General features: G+C 58.9%; 15 protein-coding genes. 2 read left to right on the top strand and 13 right to left on the bottom strand.

Annotated elements, in window-relative coordinates; all coding sequences use genetic code 11:
• Positions 1–11 precede the first annotated feature (11 nt).
• Positions 12–668: a GntR family transcriptional regulator gene (locus ACK9YZ_RS28760; protein ID WP_416066996.1), complete on the top strand. Its 657-nt coding sequence runs from the start codon at positions 12–14 to the stop codon at positions 666–668.
• A gap of 130 nt (positions 669–798) precedes the next feature.
• On the opposite strand, the gene ACK9YZ_RS28765 is transcribed toward ACK9YZ_RS28760, so the two are convergent.
• The 7 genes from ACK9YZ_RS28765 to ACK9YZ_RS28795 form a co-directional block, all read right to left on the bottom strand.
• Positions 799–1,620, bottom strand: coding sequence for a bifunctional allantoicase/(S)-ureidoglycine aminohydrolase (locus ACK9YZ_RS28765; RefSeq protein WP_416066997.1), 822 nt, complete (start codon positions 1,618–1,620; stop codon positions 799–801).
• Between the two features lie 160 nt (positions 1,621–1,780).
• Entirely contained in the window at positions 1,781–2,929 is a 1,149-nt protein-coding gene (gene dgoD, locus ACK9YZ_RS28770) for a galactonate dehydratase (protein WP_416066998.1), read from the bottom strand.
• A gap of 13 nt (positions 2,930–2,942) precedes the next feature.
• Entirely contained in the window at positions 2,943–4,568 is a 1,626-nt protein-coding gene (locus ACK9YZ_RS28775; protein WP_416066999.1) for a GMC family oxidoreductase, read from the bottom strand.
• Positions 4,569–4,586: 18 nt separating this feature from the next.
• The gene (locus tag ACK9YZ_RS28780) at positions 4,587–5,483 is read right to left on the bottom strand and encodes an aldose 1-epimerase (RefSeq protein ID WP_416067000.1); all 897 of its coding nucleotides are present in this window, start codon (positions 5,481–5,483) and stop codon (positions 4,587–4,589) included.
• 4 nt (positions 5,484–5,487) lie between these two features.
• Entirely contained in the window at positions 5,488–6,495 is a 1,008-nt protein-coding gene (locus ACK9YZ_RS28785) for an ABC transporter permease (RefSeq protein ID WP_416067001.1), read from the bottom strand.
• A 12-nt stretch (positions 6,496–6,507) separates the two neighbouring features.
• On the bottom strand, positions 6,508–8,034 hold the full coding sequence (locus ACK9YZ_RS28790; RefSeq protein ID WP_416067002.1) for a sugar ABC transporter ATP-binding protein: 1,527 nt from the start codon (positions 8,032–8,034) through the stop codon (positions 6,508–6,510).
• 75 nt (positions 8,035–8,109) lie between these two features.
• A complete protein-coding gene (locus ACK9YZ_RS28795) occupies positions 8,110–9,090 on the bottom strand; it encodes a substrate-binding domain-containing protein (RefSeq protein WP_183725904.1) in 981 nt (326 codons plus the stop codon).
• Between the two features lie 230 nt (positions 9,091–9,320).
• Here ACK9YZ_RS28795 and ACK9YZ_RS28800 point away from each other — a divergent pair, with 230 nt between their 5' ends.
• Positions 9,321–10,082, top strand: coding sequence for a FadR/GntR family transcriptional regulator (locus ACK9YZ_RS28800; protein ID WP_253958408.1), 762 nt, complete (start codon positions 9,321–9,323; stop codon positions 10,080–10,082).
• A gap of 124 nt (positions 10,083–10,206) precedes the next feature.
• On the opposite strand, the gene ACK9YZ_RS28805 is transcribed toward ACK9YZ_RS28800, so the two are convergent.
• Genes ACK9YZ_RS28805 through ACK9YZ_RS28830 form a run of 6 tightly spaced genes read right to left on the bottom strand, consistent with a single transcriptional unit; the run spans position 10,207 to position 15,334 of the window.
• Positions 10,207–10,830, bottom strand: a complete 624-nt coding sequence (locus ACK9YZ_RS28805; protein ID WP_416067003.1) for a dienelactone hydrolase family protein — start codon at positions 10,828–10,830, stop codon at positions 10,207–10,209.
• Between the two features lie 27 nt (positions 10,831–10,857).
• The gene (locus tag ACK9YZ_RS28810; protein ID WP_216760275.1) at positions 10,858–11,220 is read right to left on the bottom strand and encodes a cytochrome C oxidase subunit IV family protein; all 363 of its coding nucleotides are present in this window, start codon (positions 11,218–11,220) and stop codon (positions 10,858–10,860) included.
• 7 nt (positions 11,221–11,227) lie between these two features.
• Complete coding sequence (locus ACK9YZ_RS28815) at positions 11,228–11,947, bottom strand: heme-copper oxidase subunit III family protein (RefSeq protein ID WP_216760274.1); 720 nt, start codon at positions 11,945–11,947, stop codon at positions 11,228–11,230.
• A 33-nt stretch (positions 11,948–11,980) separates the two neighbouring features.
• Positions 11,981–12,700: a cytochrome c oxidase subunit 3 gene (locus tag ACK9YZ_RS28820; RefSeq protein WP_216760273.1), complete on the bottom strand. Its 720-nt coding sequence runs from the start codon at positions 12,698–12,700 to the stop codon at positions 11,981–11,983.
• Positions 12,697–14,466 (bottom strand): cytochrome c oxidase subunit I, encoded by a 1,770-nt coding sequence (gene ctaD / locus ACK9YZ_RS28825; protein WP_416067004.1) that lies wholly within the window; start codon positions 14,464–14,466, stop codon positions 12,697–12,699. The genes ACK9YZ_RS28820 and ctaD overlap by 4 nt, the downstream gene beginning before the upstream one ends.
• Positions 14,467–14,515: 49 nt before the next feature.
• Positions 14,516–15,334, bottom strand: a complete 819-nt coding sequence (locus tag ACK9YZ_RS28830; protein WP_416067005.1) for a cytochrome c oxidase subunit II — start codon at positions 15,332–15,334, stop codon at positions 14,516–14,518.
• Positions 15,335–15,470 lie beyond the last annotated feature (136 nt).

The raw sequence follows: 15,470 nt of genomic DNA on the forward strand, positions 1-15,470 counted from the left end.
ATGGATACGTCATGGCTGAAACAGTCGCAGAACGCATCGCTCGTGTGATCGGGGAGAGAATTGTCGCCGGAGAACTGGCTGCGGGAACCCCGCTTCGGCAGGATCATATCGCTGAGGAATTCGACGCCAGCCATGTGCCCGCCCGGGAAGCCTTTCAGCTTCTGCGCGCCCAGGGGCTGGTCGTCAGCGAACCGCGCCGCGGCATGCGTGTTGCGCCGCTCGATCAGGCTTCAATTCAGGAAACCGTGGAGATTCGCGCCGCGCTCGAGACATTGGCTCTGAGGCTGGCGGCCCCCAGGATCAATGCGGCCGCGTTCGAAAGAATAGAACTGGCGCTCGCGGCCGGAGACCAGGCAAAAAGCATCGAGGAATGGGAACAGGCCAACCGCAACTTTCACAGGGAATTGGTCATTCCCTGTCGGATGCCGAGACTGCTCAGCATGCTCGACGATCTTCAGCTCGCAAACTCACGCATCATATTCTCGGCCACGCGTTCGGCCGGATGGCGACCCGGGTCGAGCCATGCGCACCGACAGATCGTCGACGCCCTGAAGAAGCGTGACTTCCACAGTGCAGTATCCCTGCTCGACGCCCATATCCGCGGGCTCGAGCGAGCGACGAATGACGGCAAGTCGGCTGCCGCTCAAACCAAGCCATTGCCCCGCTGATTGCCGGTGCGAAAGCACTGCGCGCGCCTTGCAGGCAAACTACTCCTGCCGAACTAATGCGCGATACTCGTGAATGGAAGCGTGACGTCTCCTTCACCCGCAACGCGTCAAGTATCGGAATGGTCCAAGCCTACCAGAGAGACGCGTGCCGATTGACGTCCTTGTAGAGCAGATAGCGGAAGCGGCCCGGTCCACCTGCGTAGCAGGCTTGCGGGCAGAACGCGCGCAGCCACATGAAATCGCCGGCCTGAACTTCCACCCAATCCTCGTTGAGGCGGTAGACGGCCCGTCCTTCGAGAACATAGAGACCATGTTCCATCACATGGGTTTCCATGAAGGGGATCACAGCACCCGGTTCGAACGTGACGATGGTGACGTGCATGTCGTAACGCATGTCCGCGGGATCGATGAAGCGCGTCGTTGCCCACCGGCCATCCGTGTCGGGCATCGCACCCGGCTGATGCTCTTCCTCATGCGTGAAGATCGCCGGCGGCCGATCCAATCCCTCGACCTCCTGGAAGGCCTTTCTTATCCAGTGAAACGTCGCCACATCCGCGCCGTCGTTCTGGAGCGTCCAGGCACTGCCGGCAGGGAGGAAGGCAAAGGATCCTGGACGAAGAGTGTGGACGCGCCCTTCGTACCCGATCGCCAAAGTCCCCGCCACGACGAAGATTGCCGTTTCAGCGCGCGGCTCCGGTTCAGGCTTCGTGCTTCCGCCGCCAGGTGCGACCTCCATGATGTATTGCGAAAAGGTTTCCGAAAAACCCGTCAAAGGCCGCGCAAGGATCCAAGCCCGCGTGTTCGTCCAGTGAGGAAGGTAGCTCGTGACGATATCCGTCATTACGCCTCGGGGGATCACCACATAGGCGGTGGTGAAGACCGCTTTGCCGGACAGGAGATCGGTTTGCGGCGGAAGCCCACCGGGAGGGGCGTAATAGGAACGGTTTTCCATGAAGATTCTCTCAGCAGTTTGAATGTTTCGAACGCTATTCTGAATGCTGCGGCGTCTCAAGATCTACCTGCACCGGCGGCATCGACAGCCAGCCCGTCAGGTCCGTCACCGCCGGAGAGATTCACCAATGGGTGACTGTCACGCCGGCATGCTATCGCCTTTACCATTCGGCTAGACTTCCATCCTCATGCCGCCACACCGGATTGCGCCAACGGTGGCTCTCCCTGGCGCGGTCCCTGACATATTCCTCGTTCACCTCGATGCCAAGACCCGGGCCTTGCGGTATCGATACGAAGCCATCGTCGTAGTGGAAAATCTCCGTGTTTGAGATGTAGTCGAGGATGTCGTTTCCGCTGTTGTAGTGAATGCCCAGACTTTGCTCCTGAATGAAGGCATTGTAGCTGACGGCATCAATCTGCAAGCAGGCAGCAAGGGCAATCGGGCCGAGCGGGCAATGTGGTGCAAGCGCAACGTCGTAAGCCTCGGCCATCGTCGCGATCTTGCGGCATTCGGTGATGCCTCCAGCATGGCTCAGATCCGGCTGCAAGATGTCTACATAACCATCCGAGAGAACCTGCTTGAAGTCCCAGCGTGAATACAGGCGCTCGCCGAGAGCAATCGGTGTTGAACAATGATTGGCCATTTCCTTCAATGCTTCGCGGTGTTCGGACAGCACCGGTTCTTCGATGAAAAGCAGCTTGTAGGGTTCGAGTTCCTTGGCGAGAACTTTGGCCATTGGTCGATGAACCCGGCCGTGGAAGTCGGCGCCAATGCCTACGTGGGGACCGACAGCCTCGCGGACTGCTGCAATGTTCGCAATGATCGCATCTATCTTGTCGTTGGTATCTACGATCTGAAGTTCTTCAGCACCGTTCATCTTGATCGCTTTGAAGCCGCGGGAAACCACGTCCTTGGCATTGTCAGCCACATCGGATGGGCGATCGCCGCCGATCCAGGAGTAGACCTTGATGCGGTCGCGCACCTGGCCGCCGAGCAGCGAATGGATCGGCTGACCAAGCGCCTTGCCCTTGATGTCCCAGAGCGCCTGGTCGATGCCCGAGATCGCCGACATGTGGATGGCGCCGCCGCGGTAGAAGCCGCCGCGATACATGACGGTCCAGTGGTCTTCGATGAGGAAAGGATCCTTGCCGACAAGATAGTCGGCGAGTTCGTGAACGGCGGCCTCGACGGTCAGCGCGCGACCTTCGACGACCGGTTCACCCCAACCGACGATGCCTTCATCGGTTTCGATCTTCAGAAACAGCCAGCGCGGTGGGACGATGTAGGTCGTAAGCCTTGTGATTTTCATGAAATATGCCTGTTCATGCGAGGATGAGGTCTGCAGCTTTTCCCGCTGCTGCCATGACAGCGGCGTTGGTGTTGCCGCTGACGATCGCCGGCATCATCGATGCATCCACCACTCGAAGGCCTCGCGTTCCCCTTACCCGCAGGCTTAGATCCAAGACAGCCTCCTGATCTGAATCCCGTCCCATCTTGCAGGTCCCAACGGGGTGGTATCCCGTCTTCACTGTCCGTTTGCAGTGAGCCGCGACGGCATCGTCGCTGGTTACGTCCGGTCCCGGAAAGATCTCCTTTTCGATCAGGTCTCTCATGGGCGACGCGTCCAGCACCCTTCGCGCGAACCGGAAAGCTGCCATGGTGAGACGCAGGTCGTCCGGATGGCCGAAAATTTGCGTGTCGACGATGGGATTGTCGAAGGGGTCCTTCGATGCCAGTGTCACCGAGCCTCTTGCCTTCGGTCGCAACAGAAGTGAGTTGATCGTCACGCCGTCGCCAGGTTCGGTACCCATGACGTCACGGTCGAGGTAAACCGTAGGAACACAGAACATTTGGATAGTCGGTCGGTCATTATTGCCGTCTGGATCATAGAACGCGCACGTCTCGACCCCAGTGGTCGAGACCGGCCCCGACTTGAACATCAGATACTGCAATCCGGCCTTGATCATCGGCCAACCGCGGTCTTGCCCATAATAGCCAAACGAGCCCTTTGTGGTCGCGACGACCGGGCACTCATAGTGGTCCTGCAGATTCTTCCCGACACCGGGCAAGGCGACGACTGTCTTCAGGCCGTGCCTTGTCAGCTCATCCTCCGGACCAATGCCCGACAGCATGAGGAGCTTCGGCGTCTGGTAAGCGCCAGCTGCAAGTATGACCTCCTTGCCAGCGTCCGCCTGCTTCGATGTGCCCTTCTGCACGTATCGGACGCCAGTCACCTGGTCGCCGTTCATCTCCAGCGACGTCACTGTTGCTTCAGTTTCGATCGTCAGCAGTGGGTTGTTCATAACCGGGGCGAGGAAGGCGTCGACGGAGCTGGAGCGCTTGCGAGTTCTCCAATCGATTGTGTGCTGCATGAAGCCGACACCGAACTGGCGGGCACCATTGAAGTCAGGATTATAAGGGATTTCCATACCCTGCAGCGTCTTTATGTAGGTGCGCGTCATCGGGCTGGTATGGCCGAGATGAGAGATCTTGAGCGGCCCGCCTACCCCATGAAATTCGCCGGCAAGATGGTCGTTATCTTCCTGCTCTTTGAAATATGGCAGCAGGTCTGCGTATGACCACGCTCCATCGTTGGAGCCTTCTGACGTGGCGAGTTCGTTCCAAAGATCGAAGTCGGCAGCCTGGCCGCGCATATAAACCATCGCGTTGACCGTGCTGCCGCCACCTAGCACTTTCCCCTGTGGGACGATCGGACCGCGCCCGTTCAGTTGCGGCTGCGGCTTCGTCTGGTGCATGGACAGATACGTGTCCTTGGCGAGGAACTTCATGTAGCCCGCCGGAAAGTGCATGATAGGGTTAGCCTTGGCGGGGCCACGCTCTAGAAGCAGAACCTTGGCCCTGCCCTCTCGCACCAGTTTGGCCGCAACCACACAGGCAGAGCTTCCGCCGCCAACTATGATGTAGTCATAACGGTCGATCGTAGACATTCATAAACTCCAAAACCGTCAATTCCAGTGGCTTGAAGGGCGCAGGCGCATGCTTCCGGAGAGGATTTCGCCGGGTTGCAACACCTTCAACTCGCCGAGATCAGGCAGGTTATGTCCATTGGCCAGATGGGTCATTGGCTCGAAGCAAAAGTAGTCGCGCTTAAAGTCTGGATCGAATGTCGTGTCCGACACGAATACAAAGGCGTGCTTGAAGATTGCGTCAGCAGTCAGATGCAGCGATGTGTGCCACTCCGGCCATACTATAAATGCCTCGCCGCTCCAATCCTCGAAACCGTTGTTGACCCATCGATGAGGCAGCTTCGCTGGTGAACTGAAATCAAGATCTGCCGGAATTTCGGTTTGCTCACCCGGCAGCCAACCTTCCACCTCCGTCCAGAATTTCCGGGCAGGCGCGAGCAACGTGGTGTTGGGCGTCATCGGGAAATAGGGATGCCAACCCAGCCCGAACGGCATAGCTCGTTCGCCGCGGTTTTCGACCGTCAGCGTCATCGTCAGCCTCTCCTCACTTAGAGCAAAGTGCTGATGCGCCCGATATTCGTAAGGGGTTGCACCGCCCCGATGGGTAAAGCTCATCTCGACCGAGGTGGGCGTTTGTCTTCCCAGCGACCACTCCGCTTGCCATCCTTCACCGTGCAGATAATGCTTATCCCACTCGGTATTCGGCCTGAACTGGTAGTCGTTGCCATCGAAGGAAAACCGGTTGTCCTTCACCCGATTGCCGAATGGCACGAGCGGATAGCAGGACGATCCCAATGCATTTGCGTCCTCCGACTGGCTGGGGCGTAACAGCGGTACTTTTCCGATACCAACGTCCCGCCAAAAGCCCAGCAAAAGCCCGCCCTTCGTCGAAACGCGAAGCGAAAGCGGGCCAGCTGCGAGGTTGACTACCGACATGGGCTCAACCCTTGTTACGCGACACGCTGCGCTTGATCGCCTGAATATTGGCAAGCACCGCGATAACAATGATCAGACCACGAACGACCTGCTGGAAGAAGGGATTGATCCCCAGCAAGACGAGGCCGTTTCCAATGAGAGTAATGACCAACACGCCCAGGAGCGTACCGAGCATTGATCCCCGCCCTCCGGAGAGCGAGGTCCCGCCGACAACGACTGCCGCGATGACATCGAATTCGAGGCCGGTGGCTGCTGTCGCATTGCCGGACCCAAGGCGCGACACCAGCAGAATGCCCGAGATCGCTGCCATGGCACCGGCAATCGCGAAAAGCGTAACGCGGATCTTCGATACGCTGATTCCGCTCAGGAACGCAGCATGCGCATTGCCGCCAATCGCGAAGACCGACCGTCCAAACGCAGTTTTTCGGCTGATGAATGCAAAGACTGCGAACAACACCAGCATAATGATCGCCGCAGGTGGGATGCCGAGGACCGAGCGATCCAACGCGTCCAAGGTGTCGTTTCGACCAATCGAGACCGGAAGCGCGTCCGTCACAAAGAGAGCCGTCCCGCGAAGCGCACTCCAGAGGCCCAACGTCCCGACAAAAGACGGAACATCGAAGAACGCTCGCAATGCTCCTGCGATAGATCCAAGCAATGCGCCGACGACAATCGCAAGCGCAAATGCAATCGGAGTAGGAACGCCCCACTGAAGAAAAAACGCCAGGACCACGGAGATGAAAGCCACCATCGGTCCGACGCTGACATCAATCTCACCGGCGATGATGATCAGCGTTGCGGCCCATGCAGCAATACCGATCGTCGCCGCGTCGCGGAGGATGTTGATTTGATTATTAAAGGACAGAAAGCCATTCGCCGTCGATGTGAAGACAACGTAGAGTACGACGATTGCAACGAACAGGCTGAGTTCGTTCATGTGTTGAGAGAAATTGAAGCCGGATTTGTTCGAGGTCCGGGCGGAAATGGGCTTTGCAGCCTGGTCGAGTGACATCGCGTGTCTCCCTCAATGTCCTGCGATGCAGGCTGCCATCAAGGCGTCCTGATCAATGGTCGGTGATTTGAACTCTTCCTGCAGCGTCCCGTCACGAAGCACGAGAACCCGATCGCAGACGAGAGGCAGTTCCTCAATCTCGCTCGAGACGAAGATGATGCTGCGCCCTTCGGCGGCGAGTTGACGGATGATTGTATAGATTTGGGCCTTGGCCTCCACGTCAACGCCACGAGTAGGCTCGTCGAGAAGAAGGACGCGACTGTTGGCGTAAACCCAACGACCGATGACGACCTTCTGCTGATTGCCGCCTGACAGCGTGCCGATAGGACTATCTGTCCGCGCCGTCTTGATATGCAGTCTCTCGACGACTTTGCGCGTGGCTTCTGCCATCAATCTGGAGGAAAGAATGCCACTCTTGCTGACGCCCGAAAAATTCGTCGACAACGTGTTCTCATCGACCCCAAGGAGCGGGACGATCCCCTCTTCCTTGCGGCTTTCCGGCGTATATCCGAAACCTCGGGCTATCATTTTCTTGTAGTGACCGGGCGTCACCGAAACCCCGTCAACAAGCACGTTGCCGCGGTCCTGGGTTTGGACACCCATAATCGCTTGCAGAAGCTCGGTACGGCCGGAACCAAGCAGACCCGCGATGCCCAAAACTTCCCCTGCCTTGAGCGAAAAGGAGATGGAGGCCAGTTTAGGGGACAGAGCAAGGTCCTTTACTTCGAGAACGGTCTGTCCCTGGCTTCTGTTTTCGAGTGCGGCCGTCTGAGACGCTTCAGACCCGAGCATAAGCCGGACAATCTCGCGCGTGTCGGCGCCCTTTACATCAACCGTTTCGATAATGCGACCATCGCGCATAATCGTCGCCGAGTGCGCGATCTGACGAATTTCGTTCATCCGATGACTGACGTAGATGACCGCAATGCCCTCGGAAGCGATCCGCTTGACGGCGGCCATCACCTTCTCGGCCTCAGCTGCAGCGAGCGAGCTCGTTGGTTCGTCCAGGATAACAAGCTTAGGTTTGCCGAGCAGTACGCGGGCGATTTCCAGCAGCTGGCGTTCAGCCGGGCTTAGGCTCGCCACCAGGGAATTGGGCGGCCGGTCCAAACCAAGCCGGCCCATCGCCTCGGAAGCCTCGGCCTCCATATTGGCGTACTGGATGACACCCCCTTTTCGCGGCCAGCGCCCGAGGAAGAGGTTTTCGGCAAGCGACATTCCCGGTACCAGGCTGAGCTCCTGGTAGACGACGCGCACTCCCTTATCGAAAGCATCCTGAGCCCGGTTTGAGCCTGAATAACGGAGTTCCTCGCCATCAACCGCGACGCTTCCGGTGTCTGGCACTTCGGCTCCGGTCAGGAGCCGGATGAGGGTCGATTTGCCAGCGCCGTTTTTGCCTAGAAGGGCCCTAACCTCGCCTGCCGCGACTTCAAAAGTTGCGTTGTCCAGGGCCAATACGCCCGGGTATTGGCGGGTGCATCCCTTGATTGACGCGATTGAGCGGCGAGCAGCCTCAACCGAGCGCGATATCTGTGTCATGACATTATCCACCGATGAGAAGACGCCGCCAGCTTCCTGGCGGCCTCGATTGCTGGTCTCGTCAGACGACATGCCTCACGGAATACCGTCGGCATGCGCCTTGAGCCAAGCCTTGCCGTCGTCGGACGACTTGTAGAGATCGATGTCGTAGGGAACCTTGATCCCCTCCGGCGGCTGGCCATCGATCGACTTGATCGCCTGTGCGAGCGCCAGTTTACCGAGGCCCTGGCCCGAAATGTCTACGACTGCCTTGATGACCGTGAAGTCTGCAAGTTCTTGAGCGATCTCCGTGGTCATATCGCCACCAAAGACGACAACCTTGCCGGTCTTGCCCTGACTCTTGACGGCACGAGCAGCACCAAGCGTAGCGCCACCGGCTTCACCGAAGAACGCATCGATATCGGGGTTGGACGAGAGCATCGTGCTCGCGACGGAAACCGCCTTGTCGAGGATAGCACCTTCCTGGTTCGCAACGATCTGAGCGCCCGGAATCTTGGCCTTCAGCGCTTCCTCGAACCCCTTGCGGCGGGTAACGCAGACTTCGACGAATTCGCAGTTGAGAACAGCGATTTTCGGCGCGTCCTTCTTCTCGGCGATGAAGTAATCGGCAGCCGCATCACCGAGTTTATGCCCGAAATCATAGGGGTCGCCGACGGCATAGGCCGAGATATATTCCTTCATGTCGGCGTCGTTCAAGCAGGTGTTGTAGCAGACGACCGGAATACCTGCTTCGTGAGCGCGACGAATTGCTCGATAGGAGCCGTCGGCGGAAACCGGCGAAACGATGATCGCCTGCACCCCGGACGAGATCAGCGAATCGATGAAGGAGGATTCTTTGCTCACATCTCCTTGCGCATTGGTCTCAACGATATCGAGCTTCCGGCCAGCGTCGTTCGCGCCGGTTTGGATGCCTTTGCGAACACCGGCATAGAAGCCTTGCGCATCCATGTAGATGGCGCCAACTTTGAGATCTTTGTCCTGGGCATAGACCGGCGTGACAAACGCGGCGCTGAACGTGCTTAGCGCCAAGACGGCAGCTTGCTTGATGAGCTTCATCGCTCCCTCCCTATTGATTGCAGAAAATCGTTGAACTCGGGCGTGCCGGGCTCATGCAGACGAGCAAACAATATTATGGGTACGATTAATGTCAATATAAATAGGATTTATTTTTTTATAAGTGTGGTTTTTTCAGCTAGCTTCGTGCTAGTTGAGTATGATTAGGAACCAGCGGAAATGAACCGGCAGTCACCGTGAAAGAGTGGCGTGAAACGAGGAGTTCAGGGGAAATGATGCGAACCGATAGAAAGTTGACTGAGAGTGGAGAGGAGATTGCCGGTCGTGGAAAACGCTCGGTCCGCGAAGCGTTGCTCACGCAACTCGTCGAGCAGATCGTCTCGGGAAAACTGCCGGAAGGTTCGACGCTTCCTAACGAAGCGGACCTGACTGAAAAGTTCGGGGTCAGTCGTACAAGCCTACGTGAGGCAATGCAGTATCTCGTGGCTCTGGGAATGACCCGCTCCCGCACGCGAGCGGGGACGACTGTCCTCCCACGCGAGAATTGGAACTATCTGGATCCGCTTGTCCTGGACGTGATGTTGTCCATGGGTGGCGACGAAGCCTTCTACACATCGTTGATCGACGCACGACATCTGCTGGAGCCTGCAGCTGCCGCGCAGGCGGCCACCAACGCCACGGCCAAGCAGTTGGCACGCATCGCACAGGCCTACGAAGACATGGTCGATGCCAATGCCCGCGATACCGAAGAATGGAGCCGGGCAGATTTGGATTTTCATACCGCGATTATCAATGCCAGCGGCAACTGGGTCTACCGGCAGTTCGCGACTGCTATTCGGGCTGCTTTGCTCGCCAGTTTCCGTCTCACAAATCGTGCCAGCCAGTCTCACGAACAAGCTCTCGATAAGCATCATGTCGTCCTCGATGCTATCCGGATGAGAGATCCGGACGCGGCGCGCAGAGCGATGGAGGCGCTCATCGGTGTTGCACGAGCAGAGATCACGGACGCCTTGAGATCCAGCAAACCCGGATAAGACTATATTCAGCGTCTGGCGTGCTCGGACACACCACCTGGCATCTCTATCGCAAGGTCGTGGAACCCGTAGCAGCCAATGGGCCATGGGCGGGCGCTAAGGAAGCATCCGGGAGGCCGGCGGTCTACAAATTGTCCTTGGAGTGCTTCTTGCCTGCAAGGCTGGTCGTCGTGCGATCCAAGAAAATAAGCACGCGAGTGGTCAGTAGAGCGGTCGCATCCGCATCATAGGACGGCAGCGAGCTGTCGGCGAAGTAGTGCTGATCACCGGGGTACAGGAAAAGCTCCGCGTCCTCGACCGTCTCTGCGATCTCGCGGGCGGCGTCGATGTCCCCCTCGCCGACAAAGACCGGATCGTTGTCCATACCGTGGATCTGGACCGGCACGCCGTCTGGCCAGGGTCCAAAGGCCCATTCGCCACTGATCGGCAGGCAGGAATAGAAGAGCAGAGCCCCGCGCGCTCCGGGCCGCGTCTGCGCCAGCTTCTGTGCCGGCAGCACGCCAAAAGAGAACCCGGCATAGACAAGTCCGGGAGGCAGTTCATCGGCGATGCGGACGCCGCGCTCCCTCATGGCGTCGAATCCGATCTCACCAATATAGGCAAGCCCCTCTTCGATGCTTGGGAACGTGCGCCCCTCGAAGAGATCAGGCGTGTGCACGATATGGCCGTTTGCCCTGATGGCGTCGGCGAACGCGTGCACACCTGAGGTCAGCCCCTGTGCGTGATGGAACAACAAGACCTCAGCCATACAGGGCTTTCTCCCGATGATCGGTATCTACGGCGACGCGCCAAAGAAGGCGAGCCGGGTTAAGATCGTATAGTCCGCTTCCGATACCATGAGTGCAACGAAAACCAGCACCAATAGCGGCGGCAGCAGGATGGCATAGACCAGCGCCAGCCGTTCCCAGGCCATGTGCATGAAGACGGCGACGATCAGGCCGGCTTTCAGCATCATGAACAGCAGGATCAGCGTCCACCTGAGATAGCCCTGGATACCGAGATAATCGACCATGTAGGAAAAGGCGCTGAGCACGAAGAGCAGGCCCCAGACCAGGAGATAGAGCCGGATCGGGTGCTGCTGTCCGTGTTCCTGTGCCTGTACCGTCGGGCCTTGCGCATGCGCCGTTGTCTCGCTCATGACGACCTCACCACAGATAAAAGAACGCGAAGATGAAGACCCAGACCAGGTCGACGAAGTGCCAGTAGAGGCCCATGATCTCGACGGCCTCGTAGCGGCCTTTCCGGCTGGTGAAGAAACCGCGCCGTTCCACATCGAAATCGCCACGCCAGACCTTGCGGACAATGATCAGCAGGAAGATGACACCGATAGTGACATGGGTGCCGTGAAAGCCTGTTATCATGAAAAAGGTCGATCCGAACTGTGCCGCCCCCCATGGATTTTCCCAGGGGCGCACGCCTTCGGTGATCAGTTTCGTCCATTCGAAGGCCTGCATGCCGACGAAGGTCGCCCCGAGAAGTGCTGTCAGCAGCATCAGTATTGCTGTAGTGCGGCGTTCGCGGCGATAGCCGAAATTGACCGCCATCGCCATGGTGCCGCTGCTCGAGATCAGCACGAAGGTCATGATCGCGATCAGGATCAGCGGAACGTCCTGGCCGCCGATATGGAGCGCGAAGACTTCGCTCGGATTGGGCCAGGGGACCGGCGTCGACATGCGGGCGGTCATATAGGCGATCAGGAAACAGCCGAAGACGAACGTGTCGCTGAGCAGAAATATCCACATCATCGCCTTGCCCCAGGAGGCGGTCTTGAAGGCGCGCTGATCCGAGCTGAAATCGGCCGCGACGCCGCGCAGGCCTGATGGCGTGAGGCTTGCTTCGTCGTGTGTCCCGATAGTCTGTGCCATCTGCACCTCCTGATTCAGCGCCTAGTTAAGCCCCTAGTTAAGCAATGTGCGGCAGAGATCGACAAAATCATTCGCCCAGCCGGCAAAGAGCGCGAAGAGCAAAAGCCAGACGGCGAGCATGAAATGCGAATAGATGGCCGAGAGATCGACACTGAGCCGCATCCTTTCCGGTTGAGCGTCGGCTGAAAATGCCCTGACCGTCGTATGCGTGAGAACGGCAAGCCCGCCCAGAATATGCAGACCGTGCAGGCCAGTCAGCATGTAGAAGAAGCTGTTGGCAGGATTGTCGGCAAGCACATAGCCTTCTGCCGTCAGCTCCCGCCACGCCTGGATCTGACCGACGAGAAAGAAGACGGCAAGCGCAAGCCCTGTCACAAGCGCCGGCCTCAGGCTTTCCATGCGGCCGTGCTGTGCTTCCCGTTTGGCCCATTGCAGTGCAGCACTGCTCAAGGCGAGTGCTGCGGTATTCGCCCAGAGCAGGCGCGGAACCGGCATCCCCCACCAGTCGGCAGAGGCCATGCGCATGAAATAGGCGCTGACGGCGAGGCTGAAGATCGCTCCGACGACGCCGAGAAACACGAAGAGGCCGATCTTCACCGCCGGCACAGGTGACCGCTGCCGCTCGGCGTCGTCATGAGCCGGCAGTTGCACCGAGCCGGTTTCGAGCCAGGGTTTCGAGGTCAGCCGCTGCCCGGCCAGCCACCAGATGATGATGGCGCCGATTGCGGACAGGAAGATCAGCATGACGTTCATGCCGGAACCTCCCGTGTGACGCCATCGCTTGCCGGCACATTCTGCGGGATGAAATCGTCGGCGGCGCCGGGCACGCTGTAGTCATAGGCCCAGCGGTAGACGACAGGCAGATCCTTGCCCCAGTTGCCGTGTGCCGGCGGGGTCTGCGGCGTCTGCCATTCGAGCGTCGTTGCCCGCCATGGATTGCCGCCCGCCTCCCTGCCCCGGAAAAGGCTCCAGACCAGATTGAACAGAAAGACCATCTGAGCCGCCCCGACGATCAGCGCCATGACGGTGATGAAGATGTTCAGCGTATGGGCCGAAGGCGGAACGAAGGCCGTCTCTCCCATCTCGAAATAGCGGCGTGGCACACCGAGCAGGCCGAGATAATGCATCGGAAAGAAGATCGCATAGGTGCCGAGGAAGGTGATCCAGAAGTGGATATGGCCGAGCACCTCGTTCAGCATGCGTCCCGTCACCTTCGGATACCAGTGATAGATCGCCCCGAAGATGACGAGGATCGGCGCGACACCCATGACCATGTGGAAATGCGCGACGACGAACATCGTATCCGACAGCGGCACGTCGACGACGACATTGCCGAGGAACAGACCGGTGAGCCCGCCATTGACGAAGGTGACGATGAAGGCAAGCGCAAAGAGCATCGGCAGCGTCAGATGGATGTCGCCGCGCCAGAGCGTCAGCACCCAGTTGTAGACCTTGATCGCCGTCGGGACGGCGATGATCAGCGTCGTGGTGGCGAAGAAGAAGCCGAAGGCCGGGTTCATGCCGCTGACATACATGTGGTGCGCCCACACGACGAAGCTTAAGCCCCCGATGATCACGAGCGCCCAGACCATCATCCGGTAGCCGAAGATATTCTTGCGTGCATGCGTGCTGATCAGGTCCGAAACGATGCCGAAGGCAGGCAGCGCGACGATATAGACCTCGGGATGGCCGAAGAACCAGAACAGGTGCTGGAACAGGATCGGGCTGCCACCGCCATGTTTCAGTTGCTCGCCCATTTCGACGATCGCGGGCATGAAGAAGCTGGTGCCGAGCAGGCGGTCGAACAGCATCATGACGCAGGCGACGAAGAGGGCCGGAAAGGCCAAGAGCGCCATCACGGTTGCGGTGAAGATGCCCCAGACGGTGAGCGGCATGCGCATCAGCGTCATCCCGCGCGTGCGCCCCTGCAGCACGGTCACCACATAGTTCAGGCCGCCCATGGTGAAGCCGATGATGAAGACGATCAATGAGGTGAGCATCAATAAGATGCCCCAGTCCTTGCCGCCGGGTGTGCCTGACAGAACGGCTTGCGGCGGATACAGCGTCCAGCCCGCCCCGGTCGGGCCGCCGGGGGCAAAGAAGCCCGCGACCAGGATCAGCACCGCGACGAGATAGATCCAGTAGCTCAGCATGTTCGCATAAGGGAAGACCATGTCGCGCGCGCCGACCATCAGCGGAATGAGGTAATTGCCGAAGCCGCCGAGGAACAGCGCAGTCAGGAGATAGATCACCATGATCATGCCGTGCATGGTGATGAACTGGTAGTAGTGGTCGGCGTCGATGAAGGCGAAATAGCCGGGAAAGGCAAGCTGCAGCCGCATCAGCCAGGAGAGCACCAGCGCCACCAGGCCGATCGAGATGGCTGTCACCGAATATTGCACGGCGATGATCTTGGCATCCTGGCTGAACACATATTTCGTCCACCAGCTTCTCGGATGATAAAGCTCGACATCCTCGACTTCGGCGGAGGGGATGCTGCCGGATGGAATCTCGACCATGATCTCTCGTCCCTTTTCTTCCCAGTCCGCGGCCGTCTTTCCCGCCGGTTCAGTTTGCCGGCGGCGGCTCTCCCGATGACGCCGTCAACTGGGTGAATGTCTGCTGCTGCCCCAGCCAGGTCTGGTAATCCGCGTCGTTGTCGACGATGACGGTTCCGCGCATCTGCGGATGGCCGACGCCGCAAAGTTCGGCGCAGAGAATCTCGAAGGTTCCCGTCCGTGTCGGCGTGAGCCAGAAATAGGTGACCATGCCGGGGATCATGTCCATCTTGGCGCGGAATTCCGGTACGTAGAAATCGTGGAGCACATCGACGGAGCGCAGCAATATGTGCACCGGCTTGCCGATCGGCAGGTGCAGTTCGCCGCCCTCGATGATGATGTCGTCGAGGCCGCTTGCGTCGTTCTTGTCGAGGCCGAGCGGGTTCTCGGCGGTAACATCACGCGTCTCCGCGCGGCCAAGCTTTCCGTCAGCACCCGGCAGGCGGAAGCTCCACAGCCATTGCTGGCTGACCACCTCCACCGATGCGGCATCGGCAGGCACCGTGATGAACTGTTTCCACACGAAGAGGCCGGGCGCCAGCATGGCGGCGACGCCGACCGCCGTTCCCGAAGCAAGCAGCACCTCCAGCCTGCGGTTCTCGGGTTCGTAATGCGCCCGGTTGCCCGGCTTGTGCCGGAAGCGGAACACGCAATAGGCCATGAAGGAAATCACCGCCACGAAGACGACGCCGGTGATCCAGAAGGTGATGATGAGCGTGCTATCGATATAGCTCCAGTTGGACGCGATCGGCGTCCACCACCACGGGCTCAGCACATGAAACAGCACGGAGCCGACGACAACAAGGACGAGAACCAGCACAACAGCCATTTCCGCCCCTCCCTGGGCCGACCGACCGTAAAACCGCATTCTGCAAATATCGTGTTTATTATCGCACAGATGGAAAATATGGCAATTACGACGACTTGGAGCACTTCCGGAACGTCAGAAGTGCCTTTCGTCAGGA

Origin of the sequence: Rhizobium sp. ZK1 (assembly GCF_047782645.1) — a bacterium.
GTDB lineage: Bacteria > Pseudomonadota > Alphaproteobacteria > Rhizobiales > Rhizobiaceae > Rhizobium.